The organism is Paractinoplanes hotanensis (assembly GCF_023717965.1).
Classification (GTDB): Bacteria; Actinomycetota; Actinomycetes; order Mycobacteriales; family Micromonosporaceae; genus Actinoplanes; species Actinoplanes polyasparticus.
On record NZ_JAMQOL010000006.1, the window covers coordinates 57404 to 80214 of the forward strand.

At 69.8% G+C, this 22811-nt stretch carries 17 protein-coding genes, 1 tRNA gene and 1 pseudogene; 6 read left to right on the forward strand and 13 right to left on the reverse strand.

All coding sequences use genetic code 11. The features are described 5' to 3' along the window. Positions 1-207: 207 nt before the first annotated feature. The 3 genes from thrB to LXN57_RS04595 form a co-directional block, all read right to left on the reverse strand. Positions 208-1110 (reverse strand): homoserine kinase, encoded by a 903-nt coding sequence (gene thrB, locus LXN57_RS04585; RefSeq protein ID WP_251796719.1) that lies wholly within the window; start codon positions 1108-1110, stop codon positions 208-210. Positions 1111-1171: 61 nt separating this feature from the next. Further along, complete coding sequence (locus LXN57_RS04590; RefSeq protein WP_251796720.1) at positions 1172-2404, reverse strand: MFS transporter; 1233 nt, start codon at positions 2402-2404, stop codon at positions 1172-1174. Positions 2405-2468: 64 nt separating this feature from the next. Continuing rightward, positions 2469-5681: an efflux RND transporter permease subunit gene (locus LXN57_RS04595; RefSeq protein ID WP_251796721.1), complete on the reverse strand. Its 3213-nt coding sequence runs from the start codon at positions 5679-5681 to the stop codon at positions 2469-2471. Positions 5682-5871: 190 nt separating this feature from the next. Between LXN57_RS04595 and LXN57_RS04600 the strand changes: the two genes are divergently transcribed. Next, the gene (locus LXN57_RS04600) at positions 5872-6315 is read left to right on the forward strand and encodes a MarR family winged helix-turn-helix transcriptional regulator (RefSeq protein ID WP_251796722.1); all 444 of its coding nucleotides are present in this window, start codon (positions 5872-5874) and stop codon (positions 6313-6315) included. Here the strand turns inward: LXN57_RS04600 and thrC are convergent. The 4 genes from thrC to argS form a co-directional block, all read right to left on the reverse strand. Continuing rightward, positions 6301-7350, reverse strand: coding sequence for a threonine synthase (gene thrC, locus LXN57_RS04605; protein WP_251796723.1), 1050 nt, complete (start codon positions 7348-7350; stop codon positions 6301-6303). The two genes, LXN57_RS04600 and thrC, sit on opposite strands and share 15 nt — an antisense overlap. An 86-nt stretch (positions 7351-7436) precedes the next feature. Beyond that, positions 7437-8747, reverse strand: coding sequence for a homoserine dehydrogenase (locus tag LXN57_RS04610; RefSeq protein ID WP_251796724.1), 1311 nt, complete (start codon positions 8745-8747; stop codon positions 7437-7439). Then, a complete protein-coding gene (gene lysA / locus LXN57_RS04615; protein WP_251796725.1) occupies positions 8744-10129 on the reverse strand; it encodes a diaminopimelate decarboxylase in 1386 nt (461 codons plus the stop codon). The genes LXN57_RS04610 and lysA overlap by 4 nt, the downstream gene beginning before the upstream one ends. Before the next feature lie 2 nt (positions 10130-10131). Further along, complete coding sequence (gene argS / locus LXN57_RS04620) at positions 10132-11799, reverse strand: arginine--tRNA ligase (RefSeq protein ID WP_251796726.1); 1668 nt, start codon at positions 11797-11799, stop codon at positions 10132-10134. 85 nt (positions 11800-11884) lie between these two features. On the opposite strand from argS, the gene LXN57_RS04625 reads away from it, so the two are divergent. The 4 genes and pseudogenes from LXN57_RS04625 to LXN57_RS04640 all read left to right on the forward strand — a co-directional run. Then, complete coding sequence (locus LXN57_RS04625) at positions 11885-12700, forward strand: thioredoxin-like domain-containing protein (protein WP_251796727.1); 816 nt, start codon at positions 11885-11887, stop codon at positions 12698-12700. Further along, complete coding sequence (locus tag LXN57_RS04630; RefSeq protein WP_251796728.1) at positions 12700-13356, forward strand: DUF305 domain-containing protein; 657 nt, start codon at positions 12700-12702, stop codon at positions 13354-13356. Before LXN57_RS04625 ends, LXN57_RS04630 begins: the two co-directional genes overlap by 1 nt. A gap of 63 nt (positions 13357-13419) precedes the next feature. Next, positions 13420-13494, forward strand: a tRNA-Arg gene (locus LXN57_RS04635). Between the two features lie 365 nt (positions 13495-13859). Then, positions 13860-14562 (forward strand): annotated as a pseudogene (locus LXN57_RS04640) (transposase family protein); the annotation flags it as partial. A gap of 46 nt (positions 14563-14608) precedes the next feature. Here LXN57_RS04640 and LXN57_RS04645 read toward each other — a convergent pair. After that, the gene (locus tag LXN57_RS04645) at positions 14609-15424 is read right to left on the reverse strand and encodes a helix-turn-helix transcriptional regulator (RefSeq protein ID WP_251796729.1); all 816 of its coding nucleotides are present in this window, start codon (positions 15422-15424) and stop codon (positions 14609-14611) included. 102 nt (positions 15425-15526) lie between these two features. Here LXN57_RS04645 and LXN57_RS04650 point away from each other — a divergent pair, with 102 nt between their 5' ends. Further along, entirely contained in the window at positions 15527-16255 is a 729-nt protein-coding gene (locus LXN57_RS04650) for an SDR family oxidoreductase (protein WP_251796730.1), read from the forward strand. 103 nt (positions 16256-16358) lie between these two features. On the opposite strand, the gene LXN57_RS04655 is transcribed toward LXN57_RS04650, so the two are convergent. The 5 genes from LXN57_RS04655 to LXN57_RS04675 form a co-directional block, all read right to left on the reverse strand. Next, positions 16359-16892, reverse strand: coding sequence for an ATP-binding protein (locus tag LXN57_RS04655; protein WP_251796731.1), 534 nt, complete (start codon positions 16890-16892; stop codon positions 16359-16361). A gap of 535 nt (positions 16893-17427) precedes the next feature. Next, positions 17428-18330 (reverse strand): NADP-dependent oxidoreductase, encoded by a 903-nt coding sequence (locus tag LXN57_RS04660; protein WP_251796732.1) that lies wholly within the window; start codon positions 18328-18330, stop codon positions 17428-17430. Positions 18331-18605: 275 nt separating this feature from the next. Then, a complete protein-coding gene (locus LXN57_RS04665; RefSeq protein ID WP_251796733.1) occupies positions 18606-19250 on the reverse strand; it encodes a response regulator in 645 nt (214 codons plus the stop codon). A gap of 47 nt (positions 19251-19297) precedes the next feature. Beyond that, on the reverse strand, positions 19298-20638 hold the full coding sequence (locus LXN57_RS04670) for a sensor histidine kinase (RefSeq protein ID WP_251796734.1): 1341 nt from the start codon (positions 20636-20638) through the stop codon (positions 19298-19300). A gap of 74 nt (positions 20639-20712) precedes the next feature. Next, entirely contained in the window at positions 20713-22719 is a 2007-nt protein-coding gene (locus LXN57_RS04675) for a serine hydrolase domain-containing protein (RefSeq protein ID WP_251796735.1), read from the reverse strand. Positions 22720-22811 lie beyond the last annotated feature (92 nt).

Consider the following 22811-nt stretch of genomic DNA (forward strand, 5'->3'; position numbering starts at 1 on the left):
CCCTGCTCGTCAAAGGTTTGACGAGTAGGTCTCGGCGAGTGCAGCGACCTTCTCGGTTGCTGCTCGGCGTGTGCCTTTGGAGAGGTGAGACGGCCAGAAGGCCATAAGAGTCTCGGGGGTGCGCGCCGAACCGCAGAGATCGCTTCGCGGCTGTGTGCTTGGTCTTGAGCGTAGTCAACTCGTGCGACCTGCGGCAACAGGGCCCCGCTAGGCGAGTTCCACCATACTCCCTTTGACAAGAGCTCCGGCGCCATCCACGCCCAACGACTCGGCGCGCCATTCTGTTCCCGGGTGGAAATCGGCCGGGACCTCGGTCAACGCGAGCACCGACGGGCCGGCCCCACTGACCACGGCGGCCACACCGACCGAGCGCAGCGACGCGACGAGCGACGCCGTGCCCGGCATCGCATCGGCCCGATACCCCTGGTGCAGCCTGTCCTCGGTGGCCGCCAACAACAGGCCGGGATCGCTGGTCAGCGCATGGGTGAGCAGGGCCGCGCGACCCGCGTTGAAGGACGCGTCGGCGTGCGGCACACCGGACGGCAGGGCCGCGCGCGCCGACGACGTGTAGCCGCGCTCAGCCGGAATGAACACTGTCGGATGCACGCCCTTCGCGGGCGTCAGGCGCACCGCGCGGGCCCCGGCGCCGTCGTTCCAGGCGATGGTGAATCCACCGAGCAGACAGGGCGCGACGTTGTCGGGGTGCCCCTCGAGCCGGGCGGCGATGCGCAACGCGTCGTCGTCGCCGAGATCACTTTTGACGAGGCCGCGAGCGAGCTGCACGCCACCGACGATCGCCGCCGAGGACGAGCCGAGGCCGCGCGCCTGAGGGATGCGGTTGACACATTCCACGGCCAGACCGGCCGGGCGACCGCCGATCTCGTCGAAGGTGGCCAGCATCGCCCGCAGCACCAGGTGGGACTCGTCGCCGGGCAACTCGCCGGCGCCCTCACCGCTGACCGTCACCGTGAAGCCACCCGGGGTGATGCGGGCCGTGAGGTCGTCGTAGAGCGTCAGCGCGAGGCCCAGGGCGTCGAAACCAGGACCGAGGTTGGCGCTGGTGGCCGGCGTGCGCACGGACACCGGTTCGGTGGCGAAGATCGGGGCCATCGCATCATGCTAGGGCTTGATCACTGTCGCGGAGTTGCCGCACCCGGGCGACCGGCTCCGGTCATTCAGCCCCGACCGCTGAGGGGGCGCCCGGCGCGAGCCGGCGGGTCGCGATCCGCCACACGACGGCATAGGTCAGGGTCACCAGCCCGCAGCCGGCCAGAATGACCCACTCGTCGACGATGTCGACCACCGCCGTCGCGCCCAGCTGGCTGATCGCGATGGCCAGCGTGGCCAGCATGAGGTCGGTCGAGAAGACCCGCCCGCGCAGCCGGTCGGGCACCTCGCCCTGCAACGCGTAGTTCGACAGCACCCAGTTGGCCCCGCCCGCGAGGTGGGCCACGAAGACGAGCACCAGCACCAGCGGGAACCACGACGCCACGGCCACGCCCAGATAGCCGAGGCCGTACAACGCCATCGAGAGGGCCAGCCCCGGGAAGAGCCAGGAACGGCGCCGGATCACCGGTCCCAGGACGAAAGGCCCGGCCAGTGCGCCCGCGCCGCGTACGGCGAAGAGAAGGCCGGCCCCGAGCACGCCGGCGCCGTGCAGGCCGGCGATGAGCGGGAAGACGGTGAGCACGCCGTTGCCGAGCCCGGCCGCCATCTTGACGGTCACCAGGGCGCGGATGCGGGGATTGGCTCGCAGATAGCCGAACGACTCGCGCAACGCGTGCCAGGTGCGGGGCGCAGGTGTGCCTGCTTCGCGACCGGCCTGCAGCGGGCGACGGATCGTCGTGGTCAGCGCGGCGCCGAGCAGCAGCAGCGTGGCGGTGACTCCGAAGCAGACGTACGGGCCGAAGGCCGCACCCACCACGCCACCCAGCGAGGCCCCGACGATCGTCATCGTGCCCCAGGCCGAACCCGAGACGGTGTTCGCCGCGGCCAGGTCCGGTGGGTCGACGACGTTGGGCAGCGCGGCCGAGGCGGCCGGCGAATAGAAGGCCTTCGCCACGGCCATCGCCCCGATCGCCACCAGGGCCAGGGGCGCGGTCGCGGCCGACCGTACCGTGAAGAGCAGCAACACCGCGGCGAAGGCGGCGATGTTGGCGATGATCAGAATTTTGCGCCGGTCGAACCGGTCGGCCACCGTGCCGGTGTAGGGCAGGAGCAGCGCGTTGATGCCGGTGTCGGCGGCCAGCACCAGGCCGCCCCAGACGCCGCTGCCGGTGAGCTCGGGCAGAAGCACGAGCAGGGGAATCATCACAAACCAGTCGGCGCCGAAGACGACCAGCTCGGCCGCGAAGAGCCGCCGGAAGTCACGGTTGCCGGTAACGACCGAGAACGCTGTTGCCACGTACAGGCACGTTACTGCCCGGTCCCGGGCGACCGGTGGCGGCCGGTCGCCCGGGGGCTTGCCCCTACTCCTGGGCCGGCTTCGGGCCCTTCGGCATCTTCAGTACCTCGAACTGGTCGGTGTAGCCGCGCAGGGCGCCGCTGGGCTGCGGTTCGGGCTGCGGCTCCTCCTCGCCGGCGACCTCGTCCGGCGCGTCCGGCGGAGGAGTCACACCTTGCTTGGCCAGGCGCTTGCGGCGGCGCCTCTCCTTGCTGTTTTCGACCATGGTGTAGAGCGTCGGCACCAGCACCAGGGTGAGCAGCGTCGAGCTGATCAGACCGCCGATGACCACAATGGCCAGTGGCTGCGAGATGAAGCCGCCCTCGCCGGTGAGGCCCAGCGCCATCGGGATCAGCGCGAAGATGGTCGCGATGGCGGTCATCAGAATCGGCCGCAGACGGTGCCGGCCACCCTCGATCACCGCCTCCTGCACGCCCATGCCGGCCGCCCGGTAGTGATTGATGAGGTCCATGAGCACGATGGCGTTCGTCACCACAATGCCTACCAACATCAACACACCGATCAGGGCCGGCACACCCAGCGGGGTTCCGGTGATCAGCAGCAGGCCGATCGCTCCGGTCGCCGCGAACGGGATGGAGACCAGCAGGATCACCGGCTGGACGAGGCTGCGGAACGTCGCCACCATGATGATGAAGACGATCGCGATGGCCGCCAGGACGGCCAGACCCAGCTGCTGGAACGCCTCGGCCTGGTCGGCGCTGGCGCCCCCGATGGTGGCCGTGGCGCCGGCCGCCAGGGTCAGCCCGTCCAGCCTCTTCTGCAGGTCGCGGGTGGCCGCGCCCAGGTCGGAACCCGTGTTGGTGCCGGTGACGGTGACCGTGCGGTCGCCGTCGACCCGGGTGACCTCCTCGGGGCCGTTGACCTCCTTGACGTCGGCCACGGTGCTCAGCGGCACCGGACCGCGGGCGGTGGTGAGCGGCAGGGCCCGCAGCGCCGCCGGGTCAGCCGGCGCGGCGCCGAACGAGATCACCACGTCCTGGCTGGCGCCGTCGACCGTGATGCGCCCGGCCGGAGCCGCCCGGAACGCGCCCGCGACGGTCTGCGCGACGGTGGCCTCGGTCAACCCGGCCCGGGCCGCGGCCTCGCGCTTCACGACCACGTCGAGACGGGGGACGCTGGCCGCCAGCGAGCTGCTGACCTCGACCAGGCCGGTGTCGGTCATCGCCTTCTGCACCTGCTCCGACGCGCTGGTCAGAGCCTCCGCGTCGGCCGCCTTGACCTGCACCGACAGCTCGTTGCCACCGCCGAGCCCGGAGGAGTCGGCGCCGATGCTGACCTCGCCGATGCCGTTCATCGCGGCGAACTTGTCGCGCAGCTCATCGGTGATCTTCACGGCGTCGGCGTCCTCGTCGAGGCCCACGTTGAAGCTGGCGCTGCTGGCGCCACCGCCGCCGACGAACGGGTTGAAGTCGCCGCCGCTGCCCAGCGAGACCTGGTAGGTCTTGACCCCCTCGGTGTCGGCCAGCACGCCCTCGACCTGCTTGGCCGCGGCGTCGGTGGCCTGGAGGTTGGTGCCGACCGGCAGCTCCTGGGTGATGCTGATCGAGTCCTGACCCGACTGGTCGAGGAAGTTGGTCTCGAGCCGGGTCGAGAGGCCGAGCGTGCCGATCAGCACGGCCAGCCCGATGGCCAGCGTGGTCCATCGCCGCTTGGTCGCGAACCGGATCACCGGCAGGTAGCCGCGCTGCAGCGGGTTGCGCCGCTCCTTCTCCTCGGCGGCCCGGCGGATCGCCTCGGTGTCGGCGTCGGCCGGCGGCGGCTTGAGGAACCAGTACGCCAGCACGGGCACCACGGTCAGGGCCACGAACAGCGACGCCAGCAGGGCCACGGTGACGGTGATGGCGAAGGACGAGAAGATCTGGCCGACGAAGCCACCGACCAGGGCGATCGGCGCGAACACGGCGACGGTGGTGAGGGTCGAGGCGGTGACCGCGCCCGACACCTCCTTGACGGCCGAGATGATCGCGTGGACCTTCGGTTCGCCGTACTCCAGATGTCGCTTGATGTTCTCCAGGACGACGATCGAGTCGTCCACCACCCGGCCGACCGCGATGGTCAGCGCGCCCAGGGTGAGCAGGTTGAGGGTGTAGTCGCCGATCCACAACGCGATCAGCGCGATCAGCACCGAGAGCGGGATGGACACGGCCGTGACCAGCGTCGAGCGGACCGACAGCAGGAAGACCAGGATCACGATCACGGCCATCACCAGGCCCAGCAGGCCCTCGGTGGTGAGGCTCTCGATCGAGCGCTCGACGAACGGCGCCTGGTCGACCACGACGGTCAGCTTCGCTCCGGACGCCTGCTCGAGGTCGGCCAGCTGGTCCCGTACGGCATGGGAGATGTCGACGGGGTTGCCGTCGGGCCGGGCGGTGACCGCGATGCCGAGGCTGTTGACGCCGTCGGTGCGCGTGTACGACGTGGCGGCGGGCAGCTTGCTCTCGACCGTCGCGACCGAGCCGAGCCGCACCGGGCCCCGGGCGCCGGTGAGATAGATCTGCTTGAGCTGGTCGATCGAGGTGAGCGAGCTGCCCACCTGCACGGTCAGCGACCGGCTGCCCTCGTTGACCGCGCCGGCCGGCACCGAGACGCCGTTCTGCTGGAGCACGGTGGTCAGCGCCTGCGGATTGACCCCGGCCGCGGTGAGCTTGGGCAGGTCGGGCGTGATCACCACCTGCGCCGCGCGGGCACCGGTGATCTGGGTGTCGCGCACGCCGTCGATCGCGTTCAGCTCGGGTACGACCGTGTCGTTGAGCTTGTCGAGCAGCGCGCTCTCGTCACCCCCGCCCGACGCCGCGAGCACGATGGCCGGGATGTCGTCCGTGCCGCCGGCGAAGATCGTCGGCGTGACGTCGTCCGGCAGCTGCGGCTGTACCCGGTTGACCGCGGTGGTGAGCTGGTTGACGGCGGCGTCGATGTCGGTGCCGAAGACGAAGGCGACGGTCACCGTGGCGATGCCCTCGCGGGTCGTCGAGGTGACGCTGTCGATGCCGTCGAGGCCCTTGGCCGCGTCCTCGAGCGGTTCGGTGATCTGGTCCTGGATGACCTCCGGGCCGGCGCCCGGCAGGGTCGCGGTCACGAAGGCCGCCGGGAACTCGATCGACGGGAACAGCTGCTGCTTGAGAGATGGGATGGCGAACAGCCCGAAGCCGGCGATCACGACGGCGATCAGGGCGACGAGACTTCGGTTGGCCAGGCTCAGCCGGGTCAGGAAGGACATGGTGGCTCCCCCGGTAAAAGTTCGTCCAGCATTAATAGTTTGCCCGACACGAACAAATGGTTTTCCGCCGGGGCACGCTGGTACCGTCCGTAATCAGGACCGCCTTCAGTCCGCTCATGGGCGGCGGGTGGGGTGGTCGGATGGGGACGCATATCGGCCATCGGCGCGTAAAGAAAGAGGGCCCGCGGCGTTGGCCGACAAACAACAGCTCATCGCGGACATTATGGGCGCGCAGCAGCGGCTGCAGCAGGTGATCGCGGAGGACCGGACCGATCCGCTCTTCTCCTCGCACCTGACGCTGTCCCAGCTGCGAATCCTCATACTTCTGGCGCGCCACGGCTCTGTCTCGGGCAGCGAGCTGGCCGGCATGGTCGGGATCGGCGCGGCCGCGCTGACCGGCATGATCGACCGGCTCGTGGTGCAGGATCTGGTCGCCCGCGCGGAGGATCCGCACGACCGGCGGGTACGCCGGATCGCGCTGACCCGCGCGGGTAAGGACCTCATCGCGAGCATCTTCAATGCCGGCGAGGAGAAGATGCGTACGCTCCTCAGCCGTCTCTCAGCCGAGGAGCTCGAGGTCGTCGCTCAGGCGACAGCGCTGATCCTCAAGGCGGCCGACTCAGGCGAGGCCTAGCTCCCGCGCGGCGATCAGCACGTCGTTCTGGATCGTGGTCGGCGAGGGCGCGGTCGAGATCGCCCACTCCGGGTCCTTCAGGCCGTGGCCGGTCACCGTGCAGACCACGGTCGCCCCGGCCGGAATCCGGCCCTCGGCCGCCTGCTGCAGCAGGCCCGCCACGCTGGCCGCGCTGCCCAGTTCGACGAAGACGCCCACCTCACGGGCGAGCAGCCGGTAGGCCGTGAGGATCTCGCGGTCGGTGACGGCGTTGATCAGGCCGCCGGACGAGTCCCGGGCGTCCAGCGCCTTGGTCCAGCTGGCCGGGTTGCCGATGCGGATGGCGGTGGCGATCGTCGACGGCTCCTCGACCACCTTGCCGGTGACGATGGGCGCGGCGCCGGCGGCCTGGAAGCCGAACATGCGCGGCAGGCGGGAACTGTTGCCCGCCTCCTCGTCCTCCTGGTACCCCATCCAGTACGCCGAGATGTTGCCGGCGTTGCCGACCGGCAGGCAGTGGATGTCGGGGGCGTCGCCCAGCGCCTCGACGATCTCGAAGGCCGCCGTCTTCTGCCCGTGCAGGCGGAAGATGTTGACCGAGTTGACCAGCGAGACCGGGAAGTCCTGGGACAGCTTCGAGGCGAGCGCGAGGCAGTCGTCGAAGTTGCCGTTGACCTGCAGCAGCTTGGCCCCGTGAACCAGCGCCTGGGCCAGCTTGCCGAGCGCGATCTTGCCCTGCGGCACGAGGACGGCGCAGGTGATGCCGGCCCGGGCCGCGTAGGCCGCGGCCGAGGCGCTGGTGTTGCCGGTGGACGCGCAGATGATGGCCTTCGCGCCCTCCTCGACCGCCTTGGACACGGCCATGGTCATGCCGCGGTCCTTGAACGAGCCGGTCGGGTTGGCCCCCTCGACCTTCAGGTAGACGTCGGCCCCCGTACGCGAGGACAGCGCCGGCGCCGGCACGAGCGGCGTGTTGCCCTCGTGCAGCGTGACCACCGGGGTCTTGTCGGTGACCGGCAGACGGTCCCGATACGCCTCGATGAGTCCCCGATACATGGCAGCGCTCCTCTACGTTTTACGAACTCGGCCCAGCGTGCCGCAGAACTCCGAATCTTGAGACCGGATGTCCATCAATTGGGACTTCAGGCGCCGCCCTCGACCCGCAGCACGCTGGCGATGGACCGGACGATGTCGAGCCGGCCCAGATCTTCGACCGTGGCGGCCAGGTTCGCGTCGGGCGCGCCGTGGGTGACGATCACCAGCTTGGCGTCCTCGGCCCGGCCCGACTGCCGGACCGTCGCGATCGACACCTCGTGCTGGGCGAACACCCCGGCCACGGCGGCCAGCACACCCGGGCGCTCGGCCACGTCGAGGCTGATGTGGTAGCGGGTCATGGCCGCGCCGATGGGCCGGATCGGCAGCTGGGCGTAGTTGCTCTCGCTCGGCGCGCGGGTGCCCGCGAGCCGGTTCCGGGCCGCCGCCACGATGTCGCCGAGCACCGCGCTCGCGGTCGGCATGCCACCCGCGCCCCGGCCGTAGAACATCAGCTGCCCGGCCGCGTCGGCCTCGATGAAGACCGCGTTGAAGGCGTCGCCCACGCCGGCCAGCGGGTGGCTCCGCGGGATCATCGCCGGGTGCACCCGTACGCTGACCGATTCCTGCCCCGACTCGTCGGGCCCGCGCTCGGCGATGCAGAGCAGCTTGATCGTGCAGCCCATCTCTTTCGCGCTGGCCATGTCGCCGGCGGTCACCCCGGTCATGCCCTCGCGGAAGACGTCGGCCGCGGTGACCCGGCTGTGGAAGGCGAGCGAGGCGAGGATGGCCGCCTTGGCCGCGGCGTCGAAGCCCTCGACGTCGGCCGTCGGGTCGGCCTCGGCGTACCCCAGTTCGCCTGCCTCGTCGAGCGCCTCGCTGAAGCCGGCCCCGGTGGCGTCCATCGACGACAGGATGAAGTTGGTCGTGCCGTTCACGATGCCGGTGACCCGGGTGACCCGGTCGCCGTGCAGCGACTCGCGCAGCGGGCGCAGCAGCGGGATCGCCCCGGCCACGGACGCCTCGTAGTAGAGGTCGGCCCCACCCTCGGCGGCCGCGTCGTGCAGCGCCGCGCCGTCCTCGGCCAGCAGCGCCTTGTTCGCCGTGACCACGCTCTTGCCCGCGCGCAGCGCCTCGACCAGCCAGGTACGGGCCGGCTCGATGCCACCCACGACCTCGATCACCACGTCGACGTCGTCCCGCTTGACCAGGCCGAGCGCGTCCGTGGTGAACAGGCCCGGGTCGATCGGCAGGTCACCGCGTTCCCGGCCGAGGCGGCGCACCGCTATGCCGGCGACCTCGAGCGGGGCGCCGATCCGCGCGGTCAGGTCTTCGGCCTGACGGTGCAGCAGGCGTACGACTTCCGACCCGACAGTTCCGCAGCCGAGCAGGGCCAGGCGGATGGGTTTACTCACGCTCATCCAACATCCAATGCGAGCAGGTCGTCCTCGGTCTCCCGCCGCACGATCACGCGCGAGGCGCCGTCGCGCACCGCCACCACGGGCGGCCGAGGGACGTGGTTGTAGTTGCTGGCCATGCTCCGGCAATAGGCGCCGGTGCCGGGCACGGCGAGAAGATCTCCGGGCTGCACGTCGGCGGGCAGGAATTCATCCTTCACGACGATGTCCCCGGATTCACAATGCTTTCCCACCACGCGGGCCAGGATCGGCTCGGCGGCGCTCGCCCGGCCGGCGATCGTCGCCGAGTAGGAGGCGTCATAGAGCGCCGTACGGATGTTGTCGCTCATGCCACCGTCGACGCTCACATAGGTGCGGATGCCGTCGACGTCCTTGACCGTGCCGATCTCGTAGAGCGTCAGGACCGACGGCCCGACGATCGCCCGGCCCGGCTCGATCGAGAGCTTCGGCTTGCGCAGCGACGCGAGCTCACACTCCGACTCGACGATCTTGTTGATCCGCTTGGCCAGGTCGCCGGCGCTGCTCGGGTCGTCCTGCGTGGTGTACGCGATGCCGAAACCGCCACCCAGGTCGAGGTCGGGCAGCTCGACGCCGCGCGCGTCGCGGATCTGCGCCTGCAGCTCCAGCACGCGGCGGGCCGCGACCTCGAAGCCGTTGGTGTCGAAGATCTGCGAGCCGATGTGCGAATGCAGGCCGCGCAACTCGAGGACGTCCTCGTCGAGGATCTTGATGGCCGCCTGGTAGGCCGCGCCGCCGGCCAGCGAGAAGCCGAACTTCTGGTCCTCGTGGGCGGTCGCGATGAACTCGTGGGTGTGCGCCTCGACCCCGACCGTGACCCGGACGAGAACTTGCGGCCTTTGTTGTTTCTCAGTGGCCAGGGCCGTGAGCCGGTCGATCTCCTGGAACGAGTCGACGATGATCCGGCCCACCCCGGCGTCGAGCGCCCGGCTGAGCTCGCTGACCGACTTGTTGTTGCCGTGGAACCCCATGCGCTCGGCCGGGAAGCCGGCCGCCAGCGCCACCGCCAGTTCGCCGCCCGAGCAGACGTCCAGGAACAGACCCTCCTCGTCGATGACCCGGACCACGGCCTTGCAGAGGAACGACTTGCCCGCGTAGAAGACGTCGGCCTCGGCGAACGCCGACGCGAAGTCGCGGCAGCGGGACCGCAGGTCGTCCTCGTCGAGCAGGTAGGCCGGCGTGCCGTGCTGCTCGGCCAGGGCGGCGACGCTCACCCCACCGATCTCCAGGTGGCCGGCCTCGGCGCGGATCGCCGTGCGCGGCCAGAGCTGCGGTACGAGGGCGTTCACGTCGTGGGGGGTGCGCAACCAGGCCGGTCCCCGCTGTCCGAGGTCGCCGTGCAGCGCCCCGGCCTCATGAGCTCGCATCCCTACATCCTTTCGGGCGCCGAGACGCCGAGCAGGCCCAAACCGTTCTCGATCACCGTACGGGTGGCGTCGTTCAGCCAGAGACGGGCGCGGTGGACGTCCGTGATCGGCTCGTCGCCCATCGGCAGCACGCGGCAGTTGTCGTAGAAGCGGTGGAAATTGGCCGCCACGTCCTCCTCCAGGTAGCGCGCGACATGGTGCGGCTCGCGCAGCGCGGCCGAGCGGGCCACCACCGCCGGGAACTCGCCCAGCGCCTTGAGCAGGTCGTTCTCCTTCTCGTGGCTGAGCAGTTCGGGGTGGAAATCGCCGGGCTCGCCCCGGGTCAGCCCGACTTCGGCGGCGTTGCGGGCCACGCCGGCGGTGCGGGCCGCGACGTACTGCACGTAATAGACCTTGTTGTCCTTGGTCGCCCGGGTCCACTCGTCGATGTCGATGTCGATGGGCGAGTCGGACGAGTAGCGGGCCAGGGCGTACCGGGTGGCGTCGACCCCGATGGCGTCGACGAAGTCCTCCAGGGTGATGACCGTTCCGGCCCGCTTGCTCATCCGCATTGGCTCGCCGTCGCGCACCAGATTGACCAGCTGGCCGATCAGGATCTCGAGGTTGGTGGCCGGGTCGTCGCCGAAGCAGGCCGCCATCGCCTTCATCCGGCCGATGTAGCCGTGGTGGTCGGCGCCCAACATGATCACGACCCGGTCGAAGCCGCGCTTGCGCTTGTCGAGGTAGTAGGCGCAGTCGGCGGCGAAGTACGTCCAGTCGCTGTCGGACTTGCGGAGCACCCTGTCCTTGTCGTCGCCGAACTCGGTCGTGCGCAGCCAGGTCGCGCCGTCGGCCTCGTAGATGTGGCCCTGCTCGCGCAGCCGGTCGAGGGCCTCCTGAAGCTCGCCCCGATCGTGCAGGTCCTTCTCGTTGAAGTAGGTGTCGAACTCGACACCGAACTCGGTCAGCGACTGCTTGATCTCGGCGAACATCAGCTCGACACCGACCCGCCGGAACGTCTCGAGCGCCACGGGCTCGCCCAGCTTCAGCACATCGGGCGCCTCGGCGACCACGGCCGTGGCGATCTCGGCGATGTACGCGCCGCCGTAGCCGTCCTCGGGAGCGGGCTCGCCCTTGGCGCTGGCGTAGAGCGATCGGGCGAACCGGTCGATCTGGGAGCCGGCGTCATTGAAGTAGTACTCCGTGCCGACCGTCGCGCCGGACGCCCTCAGCAGCCGGGACAGCGCGTCACCGACCGCCGCCCACCGGACGCCGCCGACATGCACCGGGCCGGTCGGGTTGGCCGAGACGAACTCGAGGTTGATCCGCTCGCCGGTCAGGGTGGCGGTGTGCCCGTACGCCGGGCCGGCCAGCACGATGTCACGTGCCAGCGCGCCCGCCGCGGCCGCGTCGAGCCGGATGTTGAGGAAGCCCGGCCCGGCGATCTCGACCGACTTGATGCCCGGCTGCCGGCCCAGCTCCTCGGCCAGGGCGGCGGCCAGCTCACGCGGCGGCACGCCGGCCTTCTTGCCCAGCTGCAACGCCAGCGTGGACGCGTAGTCACCGTGCTCGGGGCTGCGGGGTCGCTCGACCGTCGTCGTCGCGGGCAGCGCCGAGAGGTCGAGGCCGCGGGTCTCGAACACGGCACGAGCAGCTGAGAGAACGGTGGCAGCAAGCTTGGCGGGAGTCACTCAACCATGCTATCGGGGGTAGACTTCGACGCTCGGCGGCCACCCGAGCCCCGCCATCCTTCTCCCCAAGAATCGACGAGGCACGATGAGCATGAGCACGCCGGGTCCCGAACGGGTCCCGCAGTCCGTCAAGGTCGACAAGACCTCCGGCCAGGGTAAGCCCCCTGCCAAGGCCGCCGCCGCCAAGAAGGCGACCGCGGGCAGAGGCCCCGCCGGCAAGGGCCCGGCGGGCAAAGGCGGCGGCAAGGGCCGCAAGCCGGTCACGCCGGTCAAGGTCGCCGGCAACCGCAACTGGGGCCCCATCGCGGTGGCGGGCGTGGTCGTGCTGATCGCCGTCGGCATCATCGGCTACGGCGTCTTCGCCGCCGTCCAGGGCTCCCGAGGCTGGGAGGACAAGGTCGCCGAGATCGCCGGCGTCACCAACTACCGCGAGCAGAAGAACGCCGCGATCGACGCCCGCGACCACAAAGAGGGCACGCAGACGTACGTGACGAGCCCGCCCGTCGGCGGCGCCCACAACAGCGCGTGGCAGAACTGCATGGGCGACGTCTACGACAAGCCGATCGCCAACGAGCACGCGGTGCACAGCCTCGAGCACGGCGCGGTCTGGGTGACGTACAAGGAAGGCCTGCCGGCCGACCAGGTCGAGGTGCTCCAGAAGAAGGTCCAGGGCAAGGAATACACGTTCATGTCGCCCTACGCGGGCCTCGACAAGAACGTCTCCGTCCAGGTCTGGGGCTACCAGCTCAAGGTCGACGACGTCAACGACAGCCGCATCGACCAGTTCATCCAGGACACCCGCCTGGTCGCCAGCATGGAGCCCGGCGCCGCCTGCTCCAGCGGCAACACCACCACCGGCCCGCTCCAGGCCGCGCCCAACGGCGCCACCATGGGTAACTGATGCCGGTCTCCACCGACTCGGGAGCGGCGGCCTCGGTCGCCGCTCCCGGCGGCGCCGCGCCGCGCTCACAGCCCTGGATCGCCATCGCGACCCTGATCCTCGGCCTCGCCCTCGGCGTGGCCGCCGGCCTGGTGATCCCCCGCTTCAGCCACCCCGGCACCGACTCGGTCGAGGCCGGCTTCCTGCGCGACATGTCGACCCACCACGCCCAGGCCGTCGAGATGTCGATGACCGCCCACGCGAACTCGTCGAACCCGCGCATCGTCACCCTCGCCGGTGACATCGCCCTGACCCAGCACGGCCAGATCGGCTACATGCAGGCCTGGCTCCGCGACTGGGATCTCAGCCCCACCGGCACCGAGGCCCCCATGGCCTGGATGCCGAACTCCGCGGGCTCGGTGGTCAACGGCCTGATGCCCGGCATGGCCACCCCCGAGCAACTCGACAGCCTGCGCAAGGCCACCGGAAACGCCCTCGACATCCAGTTCCTGACCCTGATGCGAGCCCACCACCTGGGCGGCATCCACATGGCCCAGGAGGCGATCGACCTCTCCGACGACGAGAACATCGACTGGCTGGCCCAGACGATGGTCGCCGGCCAGCAGGGCGAACTCGCCCTGATCGACAGCCTGCTGAAAGACCTCCAGCCGGCCTGAGCGCCCGCCCCGATACCGGTTGGCGGGCCCTCTCCGGTGCCTGCTAGGCTCTGAAACCACTGAGCCCCCGTAGCTCAGGGGATAGAGCGTCGCCCTCCGGAGGCGAAAGCGCAGGTTCGAATCCTGCCGGGGGCACCATAGCTCGCTAGGACTTTTGGGCCACTGACCAGCGGGAACGCGGTCCGTGGCCTTTCTGGTCGGTCCGGCTGTATCTAGCCGTCACCGGCCCTCGACGGCCGCCCCTGCCGAATCCGTGCCGAAGTTATGCTGGATCTCAGGCAAGCCCTATTCGGCGCCTCAGCCCCTGATGTCGGCCTCCACGGGGTGCACTACGTCGGTCGCTCTGCCAGTCGGCTCTGATCTGCTCTGATCCCCGTTTCAAACTTTCTGTACGTCTTCAAGTGCGGCCCGACACGGGCCGCTCACTCCGTCGCCGAGGGCAGCGCAACGCCGCCCGCGAGGGATGCGGGCGGCGGCACGCTAAGCGCTCCTCGGCGACACTCGTGGAGAGCGTCAGAGAGTCGGGCCTGCCGAAGGACTGCCTGAACCACCTCGCCGATCTCATCCGTCGACACCGTGACCAGCGCCGATCTCGCTGGCACCGCCTTGACCCCGGCAAGCAGGCCCTGCTCGCCCTGGCCCATCTGCGGAACGGCGACACCTACACCCGGCCGGCCTGGGGTTTCGAGATCGGCGTCTCTACCGCCTGGCGGTGTGTGCGCGAGGCGGTCGACCTGCTCGCCGCCACCGCTGACGATCTGGACACGGCGATGGAAACGATCCGCGGTCTGGCGTACGCGATCCTGGACGGCACCCTGATCCCGATCGACCGCGTGGCCGATCAGAAGCCCTACTACTTCGGAAAACACCGACGTCACGGCGTGAACGTGCAGGTCATCGCGGATGCCGCGGGGCGGCTGGTCTGGGCATCCGCCGCTCTGCCCCGGTTCTACTCACGACCTGACCGCGGCCCGCACCCACGGCATCATCCGGACGCCGTTCAAAACGCCACCGGTACCGGCCGAAACTGTTCCGCCGACAAAGGCCGTCAACCGCGCCCACGCCCGCATCCGGGCCCGCGGTGAACGCGCCAACGCCACCCTCAAGACCTGGAAAGTCCTGGTCAAGCTGCGCTGCTGCCCGCGCCGCGCCACCGCGAACGTGCGGGCCATCCTCGTCCCGCATCAAGTCGAGGCCAACCGCTACACAGCACGAAAATGGCTCATCGATTCAGCAGATCGTGTTAGCAGCTCTATGCACGCCTTACCGCAAGGCTACCCAACAGAGCAAGAGCCGTGGCCGAGGTGCTGTGTGGCTCGGCGTGGTAGGCAAGCAGGAGTTGCCCGTTCACTCCCTCCGGTGCGAGTGTCTCGTAATCCAGGGTGAGCGGCCCCACAACGGGGTGCCGTATTCTCTTGGTGCCGCGGGTCTTGCCCTTCACCTCGTACCGCGCCCAGTAGGCGCGGAACTCGGGCGATCTGACGGACAGTTTCCCGACCAGCTTTGCCAGCCGCGGGTGCTCGGGGTCTGCGCCGGCGGCCGCGCGCAGGTTGGCGACCATGTCCTGGGCGAGTTTCTCCCAGGCGGGGTAGTAGTCGCTGACACGTGGGTCGAGGAAGGTCGACAACACCATGTTGCTGCCCTCGACGGCGATCGGGTTCAGGGACCGGGCCAGGGCATTCGTGGCCAGCACGTCGAGATGCCGGCTCGTGACGAGCGCCGGGCTGGACATCGCGTCGAGCAGGTTGCGCAGGCCCGGAGCGATCTGTTCGGGGTGCCGGGGACGGTGCGGGAGGCTCGTCGTGTCGGCGAGCCGGCGGGCGTGGTCTAGGCCGTCGGGACCGAGGTCGAGGACGCGCGACAACGCCTCCAGGACCTGCGGCGAGGGATGCCGGTCACGGCCTTGCTCGAGGCGCATGTAGTAGTCGCCGCTCACCCCGGCCAGCATGGCGACCTCTTCGCGGCGCAGACCCGGCACCCGGCGGTTCGCGCCGACCGGCAACCCCACCTGGGCTGGCCGGGTCGTCTCGCGGCGTGCCCGCAGGAAAGCCCCCAGAGTGTTTTCCACGCGTCCGACGATAGAGGCACCGGCCGCGGCTTGGGTGGCCCTGCCACCCCCAGGGTTCGGTGCGGCCTTCTCCGCCGCTGTGACCGGGACCAGTGTTGCCGCATGACATTGCTGACCAACCGCATCGCGGTCGTCACTGGAGCCTCCAGCGGCATCGGCGCCGCCACCATCACTACGCTCGTGGCTGAGGGGGCCAAGGTCGCCGCGCTCGCTCGTCGCGCCGACCGGCTCGAAGAACTGGACGCCCTCGCCCTCCCGGCCGACGTGCGTGACTACGCCGCGGTCACGGCCGCGGCCGGGCGTATACACGCCGAACTGGGCCGTCCCGACCTGGTCGTTGCGAACGCCGGCGTAATGCTGGCTGCGGCGTTCGACAAAGCCGACCTGGGCGAGTGGGACCAGATGATCGGCACCAACCTCACCGGGTTGTTGAACACCGCCCGGGTCTTCACCGACGACCTGATCGCCGCCGCCGCGGAGGGACGTCCGGCCGATCTGTTTCTGATCGGGTCGGTCGCCAGTCACATGGTGTATCCCACCTACGCCGTCTACGGAGCGACCAAGGCGGCCGTCGCGCACCTGGCTCGCCACCTGCGCGCGGAGTTGGGTTCACAGGGAGTGCGGGTGCATAACATCGATCCGGGGCTGGTTCGTAGCGAGCTGGGAGAGGGCATGCTCGACACATCGAGCCGGCAGGCGTGGACCGCCCTGCGGGACTCGATGGATCCGCTGGAAGGCGCCGACATTGGTGCCGGCATCGCCTTCGCGGCTGCCGCGCCGGCGCGGATGAACGTCGCCGACATGGTCATCGTCCCCACCGGACAGGGCTGAGACACTGGCGCAGCAAACTACGTATCGGATGCTGAGGACGTGGGATTGCATTCAGCCGTAGCGGCTCCGCTCTTCGGACGTCACTGATTCCTGGGTGGCGAAGTCAACCCCTCAACGCAGGCGAGCAGCGGCCTCCGGATGAGTCGCGGCCATAGGGCCGCTGCCGTGGAAGGCTGCAACTGGTGCGAGGCGAACGCAGGCAAGCAATCGACGGGCCGCGCCTGCATGTCCGTAATGCATCATGGTTCGCGGCCGAACCTGTCCACTTCCGGCGGTGCCTGACACACGTTCGCGGGGACATGTGCGGTTTCCCGAACCCTTTATTGGAAGTCAGCAGAGTCGAGCCCTTTTCATACCGTTTCGAGATGACTTCGAAGACCAGGTTGGCCTCAGACCGCTCAAGCGGCCTGAGGCCAACTTCGTCGATCACGAGGACGTGGGGGCCGCAACAGGTGCGCAGTTCGCGGGCGAGCCACCCGATCGCGTCGGCGGCTTTGAGCTGGCGGACCAGGTCGTCGAGGGTCGTGAAGTAGACGGTAAACCCGGCCCGGCAGGCGGCGACCGCGAGCGCGACAGCGATGTGGGTCTTGCCGACCCCGGGCGGTCCAAGAAGAGCGACATTCGCCTTGGCCTGCACGAACGCGAGGGTGGGGAGGTTCGATGCGGTTGGTGACCAGCTCAGTCACGAGTGACGTCCTTCAGGTGGGGGCGGGTGGTGAACGGGCTCGCCGCGGTGGTCGCCTGAGCGCACCACCAGCGTCGCGTGACGCGACGCCGACAACCGCATAGACCTTCTCCTCACCGGCGGGGCGAGCCCGGCAAAGCGTTGAGCCACCAAGCTCGTGACTGACCAAGGGCCGCCCCGCGCGCGCTCCGCACAAGCTCGGTTGCACGCTGTCGGGATCCCGCCGCCAACACGGGACCAGCCCGTTTGACGATCTACGTAGAGACACGGAACCCGCTGCGGAGCCCCCGACCACACCCGGAACCAGGAAACACCACCACTCAGCCAAACCGGCACGCACAGACCGGCCCGGCTCACACCCATGCCCACCGAGCCGATCAGCAACCGCCGACCGGTCCAGCAGCACGACACCACCAGCACCGCCAGAGCCACAAACCCTGATCAACCAACATCAATCACCCGCCTTGACAACGGGCGCTCACGTTGGTCAGTCCACGAGCAACACCAGCTTGCCGCGCGCCGCCCCGGCCTCCCCGACGCGGTGGGCTTCCGCGATATCGGCTAGGGAGAACGTTCGCCCAACCGCGATCGTGAACCGTCCATCCTCAGCCATCTGCGCGGCTTGGGCCAAGGCGTAAGTGGCGCGGCCGTCGTCGCCGCGGCTGAAACGCACACCGGCTCGCTGTGCGCCGAGGAAATCGGCGACCGTGATTACGCGCTCAGGTGCGCCGGCAAGTTCAACGAGATCGGGCAGGACGCCGCTGCCAGCGACGTCGAGCGCGAAGTCGACACCGGTAGGTGCGATTGCCCGGACACGTTCAGGCATGCCTGTGCCGTATGCCACCGGCTCGGCACCGAGCGCCCGGAGTGCGTCATGTGTCCTCAGGCTGCCTGTGCCGATCACCCGTGCGCCGCGCTCCAGGGCCAACTGGACAGCGGCGTTTCCGACGCTGCCGGATGCACCGTTGATCAGGAGTGTGTCGCCGACCGTGACGCCTAGCTGGTCGAGTGCACGCGCGGCGGTTTCGGCCGCTGCGGGGAGCGCAGCCGACGACGCGTAGTCCAGCGAGTCCGGGATGGGCGCCCAGTAGGACAGCACGGCCAGTTCTGCTTGGGCGGCCCCGTACGGGGAGACACCGAAGACTCGGTCGCCGACCTCGACCCCGGTGACGTCGGCGCCGAGCTCGTCGATGATGCCTGCCGCTTCATATCCCAGAGACTGTGGCAGTTCCTCGTCCATCAGCCCTCGACGCTTCTTCCAGTCGCTGGCATTGATGCCGGCGGCACGCACCTTTATGCGGATCTCGCCTGGACCGGGATGGGGATCCGCGATGTCGACGATCTCGAGGACCTCCGGGCCGCCGAACCGGTCGAATCGAGCTGCTTTCATGGCGCGCTCCTTCCAAGGGAGGAGTGGCGGATCGTCGGAACCGCGTGTGCGCGTGTTTGAGGCCAAGGGTGAAACCGGCCCGGGAGCACGTTTTTACTCCGATCACCGATCCTACCTATCGGCGGTAACGGCTGACATCGTTCGCCGCGTCGGTCCGGCGTGCGTTCCGGTTGCGTTTGACCGGGGTCTTGCCGGCGACGACGCGGGCGGTGCGGGAAGCGATCTGCAGGTTCTCTCTGCACGCCGGCGCCACCCTGTCCGTCCTCGACCGACTGTCAGCTCGGGGCCAACCCGTTCTGGTATGCCCACACCACGGTCTGCACCCGGTCCCGTACGCCGATCTTGGTCATCGCCCGCCCGAGGTGCGACTTGACCGTGGTGGTCTCGATGAAGAGTTCGTCGGCGATCTCGTTGTTGGACAGACCCTTGGCGAGCAACCGTACGATCTCGGCTTCACGCGGAGTGAGCTGGCGCACCGCCGCGGATTCGGGCGGTGCTGCCAGTCGCCGACGGGCGAACTCCGAGATCACCCGGCGGGTCACGACCTGGTCGACGAGCCCGTACCCGTTCGCCAGCCGACGGATCGCGTCGATCAGGTCCTCCGGCTCGCAGTCCTTGAGGATGAAGCCGCTGGCCCCGGATTCGAGTGCGCCGAAGACGTACTCGTCGAGGTCGAACGTGGTCACCACCAGGATGGCCGGGGGCGACTCGGGGGAGCCGGCGAGGATCTCGCGGGTCGCGGTGAGCCCGTCGCCGCCGGGCATCCGGACATCCATGCAGATGACGTCGGGGCGCAGCCGGGCAGCCACGGCCACCGCGGACGATCCGCTGGACGCCTCCGCCACCACCTCGATGTCGTCGGCCTGCGCCAGGAGTACCCGGAAACCGGCCCGCACCACCGCCTGGTCGTCGACCAGCATCACCCGGATCGTCCCGGCGCGAGTCGCGGCCCCATTCCCCGAACCGGTCACGACGGGTCCCCTCCCTTTGATGTCAGCGTCGCTGTGACGGACCAGCCGCCTTCGGCCGTCGGCCCGGCCGCGAAGCGTGCGCCGATCAACTGCGCCCGTTCCCGCATGCCGATCATTCCGACTCCGCTGCTGGTGCGCGCCGCCGGCTCTGTGCGCCGCGCCGGCGGATCGTTCACCACCGCCAGCGACACCTCCCGCGGCAGGTAGCGCAGCGTGATCAGCACCGGGGCGCCCGGCGCGTGCTGCCGCGCGTTGGACAGCGACTCCTGGACCATCCGATAGAGAGCGACGTCGGCGATCGGCGGCACCGGCCGGGGCGATCCCTCGCCCACGAAATCGACCGGCGTGCCCAGGTCTCGAGCGGTCCGGACCAGGTCGTCGAGCACGGCCAAGCCTGGCACCGGAACGCTGCCTTCGCCATCGTGGCCGGGCGTGTCGCCGCCGCCGCTGCTGTCGGCCGGGGTGCCGCGCAGCACCCCGACCACCAGCCGCAGGTTGTCCAGGGTTTCCTTGCCCTGGGTCCGCAGCCAGGCCACGCCGGCCTTCGCCGCGTCCGGGTCCCGGTCGATCAGCAGCTGGACCGCCGCCGCCTGCACCACCATGCCGGACAGGTGGTGGGCGGCGACGTCGTGCAGTTCCCGAGCCATCTGGGTGCGTTCCGCGCCGAGCGCGGCCTGCACCTTCACCTGCTGGGCCCGGACCGCCTCGGCGGCCTGCAGGCGTAGCAGGTGCGTGTAGCGCCGGTGGGTCGCCACGTAGTTGCCGACGAGGACCGCCGCGAGATTGGACAGTGCGCTCGACCCTGCGGGGCCGACAGCCGACAGCAGAAGGTCCGGCGTCATGACGGCGGCGGTGCCGAACGCCGCTGCAGCCTCGATCGCCACCGCCGCGCCGACCAGCATAAACGCCGTCCGGGCCGGCAGCAGAGCCCCGGTGGTGTACGCGACGATGAACGGTGCGAATCCCCGGATCGTCGCTTCAGGTGGGGACAGGGTGATCATGGCGACCTGGAGGCCGACGATGCCGGCGAGGCAGAGCAGCGGGCGGACCCGGCGCAGGCAGAGCAGCAGCGCCTGCACAACCCCGAGGGCGACGAGCAGCCGGGCCCGCACCGGGTCGACCACGATGTCGTCCGGTGCCGTCGCGCCCCAGAACAGAGCCGCCATCAATGTGAACGTCGGCCCGGCGACGACGGCCGCGAGCAGACAGTCCCGGGCGAACCACCCGGTCACACCGAGGCTGGCGAGCAGTACGTCCAACCGCTTCGTCAGCCGGGGCCGGTCCGCCGGATCGGCCGGCTCGGCGGTGACCGGGCCGCCCCCGATGTGGTCGTTCACCGTGTCAGCATCCTCTGCTCGTAGATCGAGACGAATCGGGAGGGGCCGGGTGGGGAGGGGACCGGTCGAAGCCGTCAGTAGGAGATGTTCGGCGAAAGCAGCATGAACTCGACGGCGAACCATCCCGTACCGGCGAGGGCCAGCAAGACCAGGGCGCTGCCGGCGGTCCGCGACCAGCCGACCCGCCGGCGGACGTCGTCCACCAGCCAGACCGCTGCGGGGATCACCCCGAGCAGGCCGATCAGCTGGGCCACCTGCACGCTTCGCATCGAGACGGTGGAGAGATCCTCCAGGCCCATGATGAGCACCAGGCTTCCCACCCAGCCGCCGACCGCGAGCAGGGCGCAGCCGACGGCGACGCGGCTCAGGATGCGCGCGGTGCGTCCAGCCCGATCACGCGGTGCCCGCCGCCGCAGCCGGCGACCGATCGCCCCGACCGGCCAGGCCAGGACGGTGAGCAGGAGGATGACCACCGAGCCGATGATCACCGGGATGGCCAGGTAGGTGCTGCGTGCGGTCTCGACGGGCACCAGGGCGAACGCGGAGTCGAAAACGATCGTTTCGACCTGGCCGTCGACCGCTCGCATCGCGATCGTCTCCTGCCCGCCGACCTCGCGCCAGACCCAGGGCTCGATCTCTTCGTAGACGGCGGCGGTATCGGCCATCGGACGCGGTTCGAGCAGTAGCCGGCCGTCATCGCGGACGCTCACCGTGGTACGCCCGGACAGGCCGATCAGGGTCAGGAAGTTGCTCTCGATCGCGCGGGAGCTTTCGTAGGTGCCGGCGGCCATCGCGGCCCGCTCGGCTGTGCCCGAGGCGTCGGTGGTCAGGGCGGCCGGCTCGGTCGCCGGCCCGTTGTTCGCCGCCGTGCCGGGCACCGCCGGGAAGTAGCGGTCGGCGAAGGCTTTCGTCAGTTTCTGTCGAAGCTGGTGGTTGGCCAGGGAAGACGTACCGGTGCTGTTGAGCGAGAGGAACAGGCCGGCGCCCTCTTCCGGGTAGATCTGCAGGTGGGTGTGGAAGTAGAGGGTGTCGCCGCCGTGGCCGATGATCCGCCGGCCGTTGCGGCTCTCGTCGAAGAACCCGAGGGTCATCCGGGGTGCACCGGCGAGGGTGCCGAGCGTGGTGGCGTCGAGCGCTGGCTGGTGCATCAGATCGAGCGTCGGCTTGTCCAGTATCGGGGTGTCGCCGACCGGTTCGCCCAGGTGGGCGAGCATGAACCGGGCCATGTCCGGTGCCGAGGCGCTCATCGACCCGGCGGGCGGGGTGCCGATGATCTCGAAGTACCCGGCGGGGGACGACGCGTTGTCGTATCCGTTCGAGACGCGGCCTGCCAGGTCGGCGGGGAGCGGCTGGGCGAAGGAGGACGACGTCATGCCGAGGCGGTCGAAGACGTTACGGTCGACGTACTCCTCGAACGGGATACCGCTGACCCGTTCCACGATGTATCCGGCGAGCGAGTTGCCGTAGTTGGAGTAGGCCGGCACGGTCCCCGGCCGGTAGATCTGCTCCGGCGGATCGGTGACCAGAGCGTCGCGTAGAACGGCCCGGGTGCCTTCCTTGCCGATGAGGCCGGCGATCCGCTCCTCGAACCCGGCGGTGTGGGTCAGCAGGTGCCGCAGGGTGATCGGCTCGTCGAACTTGCGGGGGATGGCGAAGTCCAGGTAGCCGGCGATGTCGGCGTCGAGGTCGACCCTGCCATCCTGGACGAGCTGCATCGCGGCGGTGGCGGTGGCGAGCTTCGACACCGACCCGATCCGGAACAGGTGCTGCTTGGGGTCGACCGGCACCGGCTTGGCGCCCTTGTCACCGGTATCGACGTGGCCGTACCCCCGGGTGGTGACGGTCCCACCGTCGTTGACGACGGCGACCGTTGCCCCGGCGATGTCATTGGCTTCCAGCGCGGCCGGGAGCATCTCGTCGAGCCAGGCGTTCACGTCGCCGGCGTTCAGCACGCCCGGTTCGACGGCTGCCGCCGGGGCGTCGCTCGTCGCGGCCGGCTCCTGCGCGGCACCGGCACCGCAGCCGACGACCCCCGCCCCGACGACCACCGCGGTTGCCAGGGCGGCACCGAGACGCCGCATGTGGGGCGCCGACCGGCGCGGATACGGCCGGGAAGCGGTCTGCTCTGGTGCATCGCTCTGGTTCATGGCCGAGAGCCTGCTGCAGCGGCACC

Excerpts from the sequence above, each read along its gene's own strand:
- thrB (WP_251796719.1), bottom strand. The coding sequence starts at position 1,110 with ATGGCCCCGATCTTCGCCACCGAACCGGTGTCCGTGCGCACGCCGGCC.
- LXN57_RS04595 (WP_251796721.1), bottom strand. The coding sequence starts at position 5,681 with ATGTCCTTCCTGACCCGGCTGAGCCTGGCCAACCGAAGTCTCGTCGCC.
- thrC (WP_251796723.1), bottom strand. The coding sequence starts at position 7,350 with ATGTATCGGGGACTCATCGAGGCGTATCGGGACCGTCTGCCGGTCACC.
- LXN57_RS04610 (WP_251796724.1), bottom strand. The coding sequence starts at position 8,747 with ATGAGCGTGAGTAAACCCATCCGCCTGGCCCTGCTCGGCTGCGGAACT.
- lysA (WP_251796725.1), bottom strand. The coding sequence starts at position 10,129 with ATGCGAGCTCATGAGGCCGGGGCGCTGCACGGCGACCTCGGACAGCGG.
- LXN57_RS04625 (WP_251796727.1), top strand. The coding sequence starts at position 11,885 with ATGAGCATGAGCACGCCGGGTCCCGAACGGGTCCCGCAGTCCGTCAAG.
- LXN57_RS04630 (WP_251796728.1), top strand. The coding sequence starts at position 12,700 with ATGCCGGTCTCCACCGACTCGGGAGCGGCGGCCTCGGTCGCCGCTCCC.
- LXN57_RS04650 (WP_251796730.1), top strand. The coding sequence starts at position 15,527 with ATGACATTGCTGACCAACCGCATCGCGGTCGTCACTGGAGCCTCCAGC.
- LXN57_RS04660 (WP_251796732.1), bottom strand. The coding sequence starts at position 18,330 with ATGAAAGCAGCTCGATTCGACCGGTTCGGCGGCCCGGAGGTCCTCGAG.
- LXN57_RS04665 (WP_251796733.1), bottom strand. The coding sequence starts at position 19,250 with ATGCTGGTCGACGACCAGGCGGTGGTGCGGGCCGGTTTCCGGGTACTC.
- LXN57_RS04675 (WP_251796735.1), bottom strand. The coding sequence starts at position 22,719 with ATGCGGCGTCTCGGTGCCGCCCTGGCAACCGCGGTGGTCGTCGGGGCG.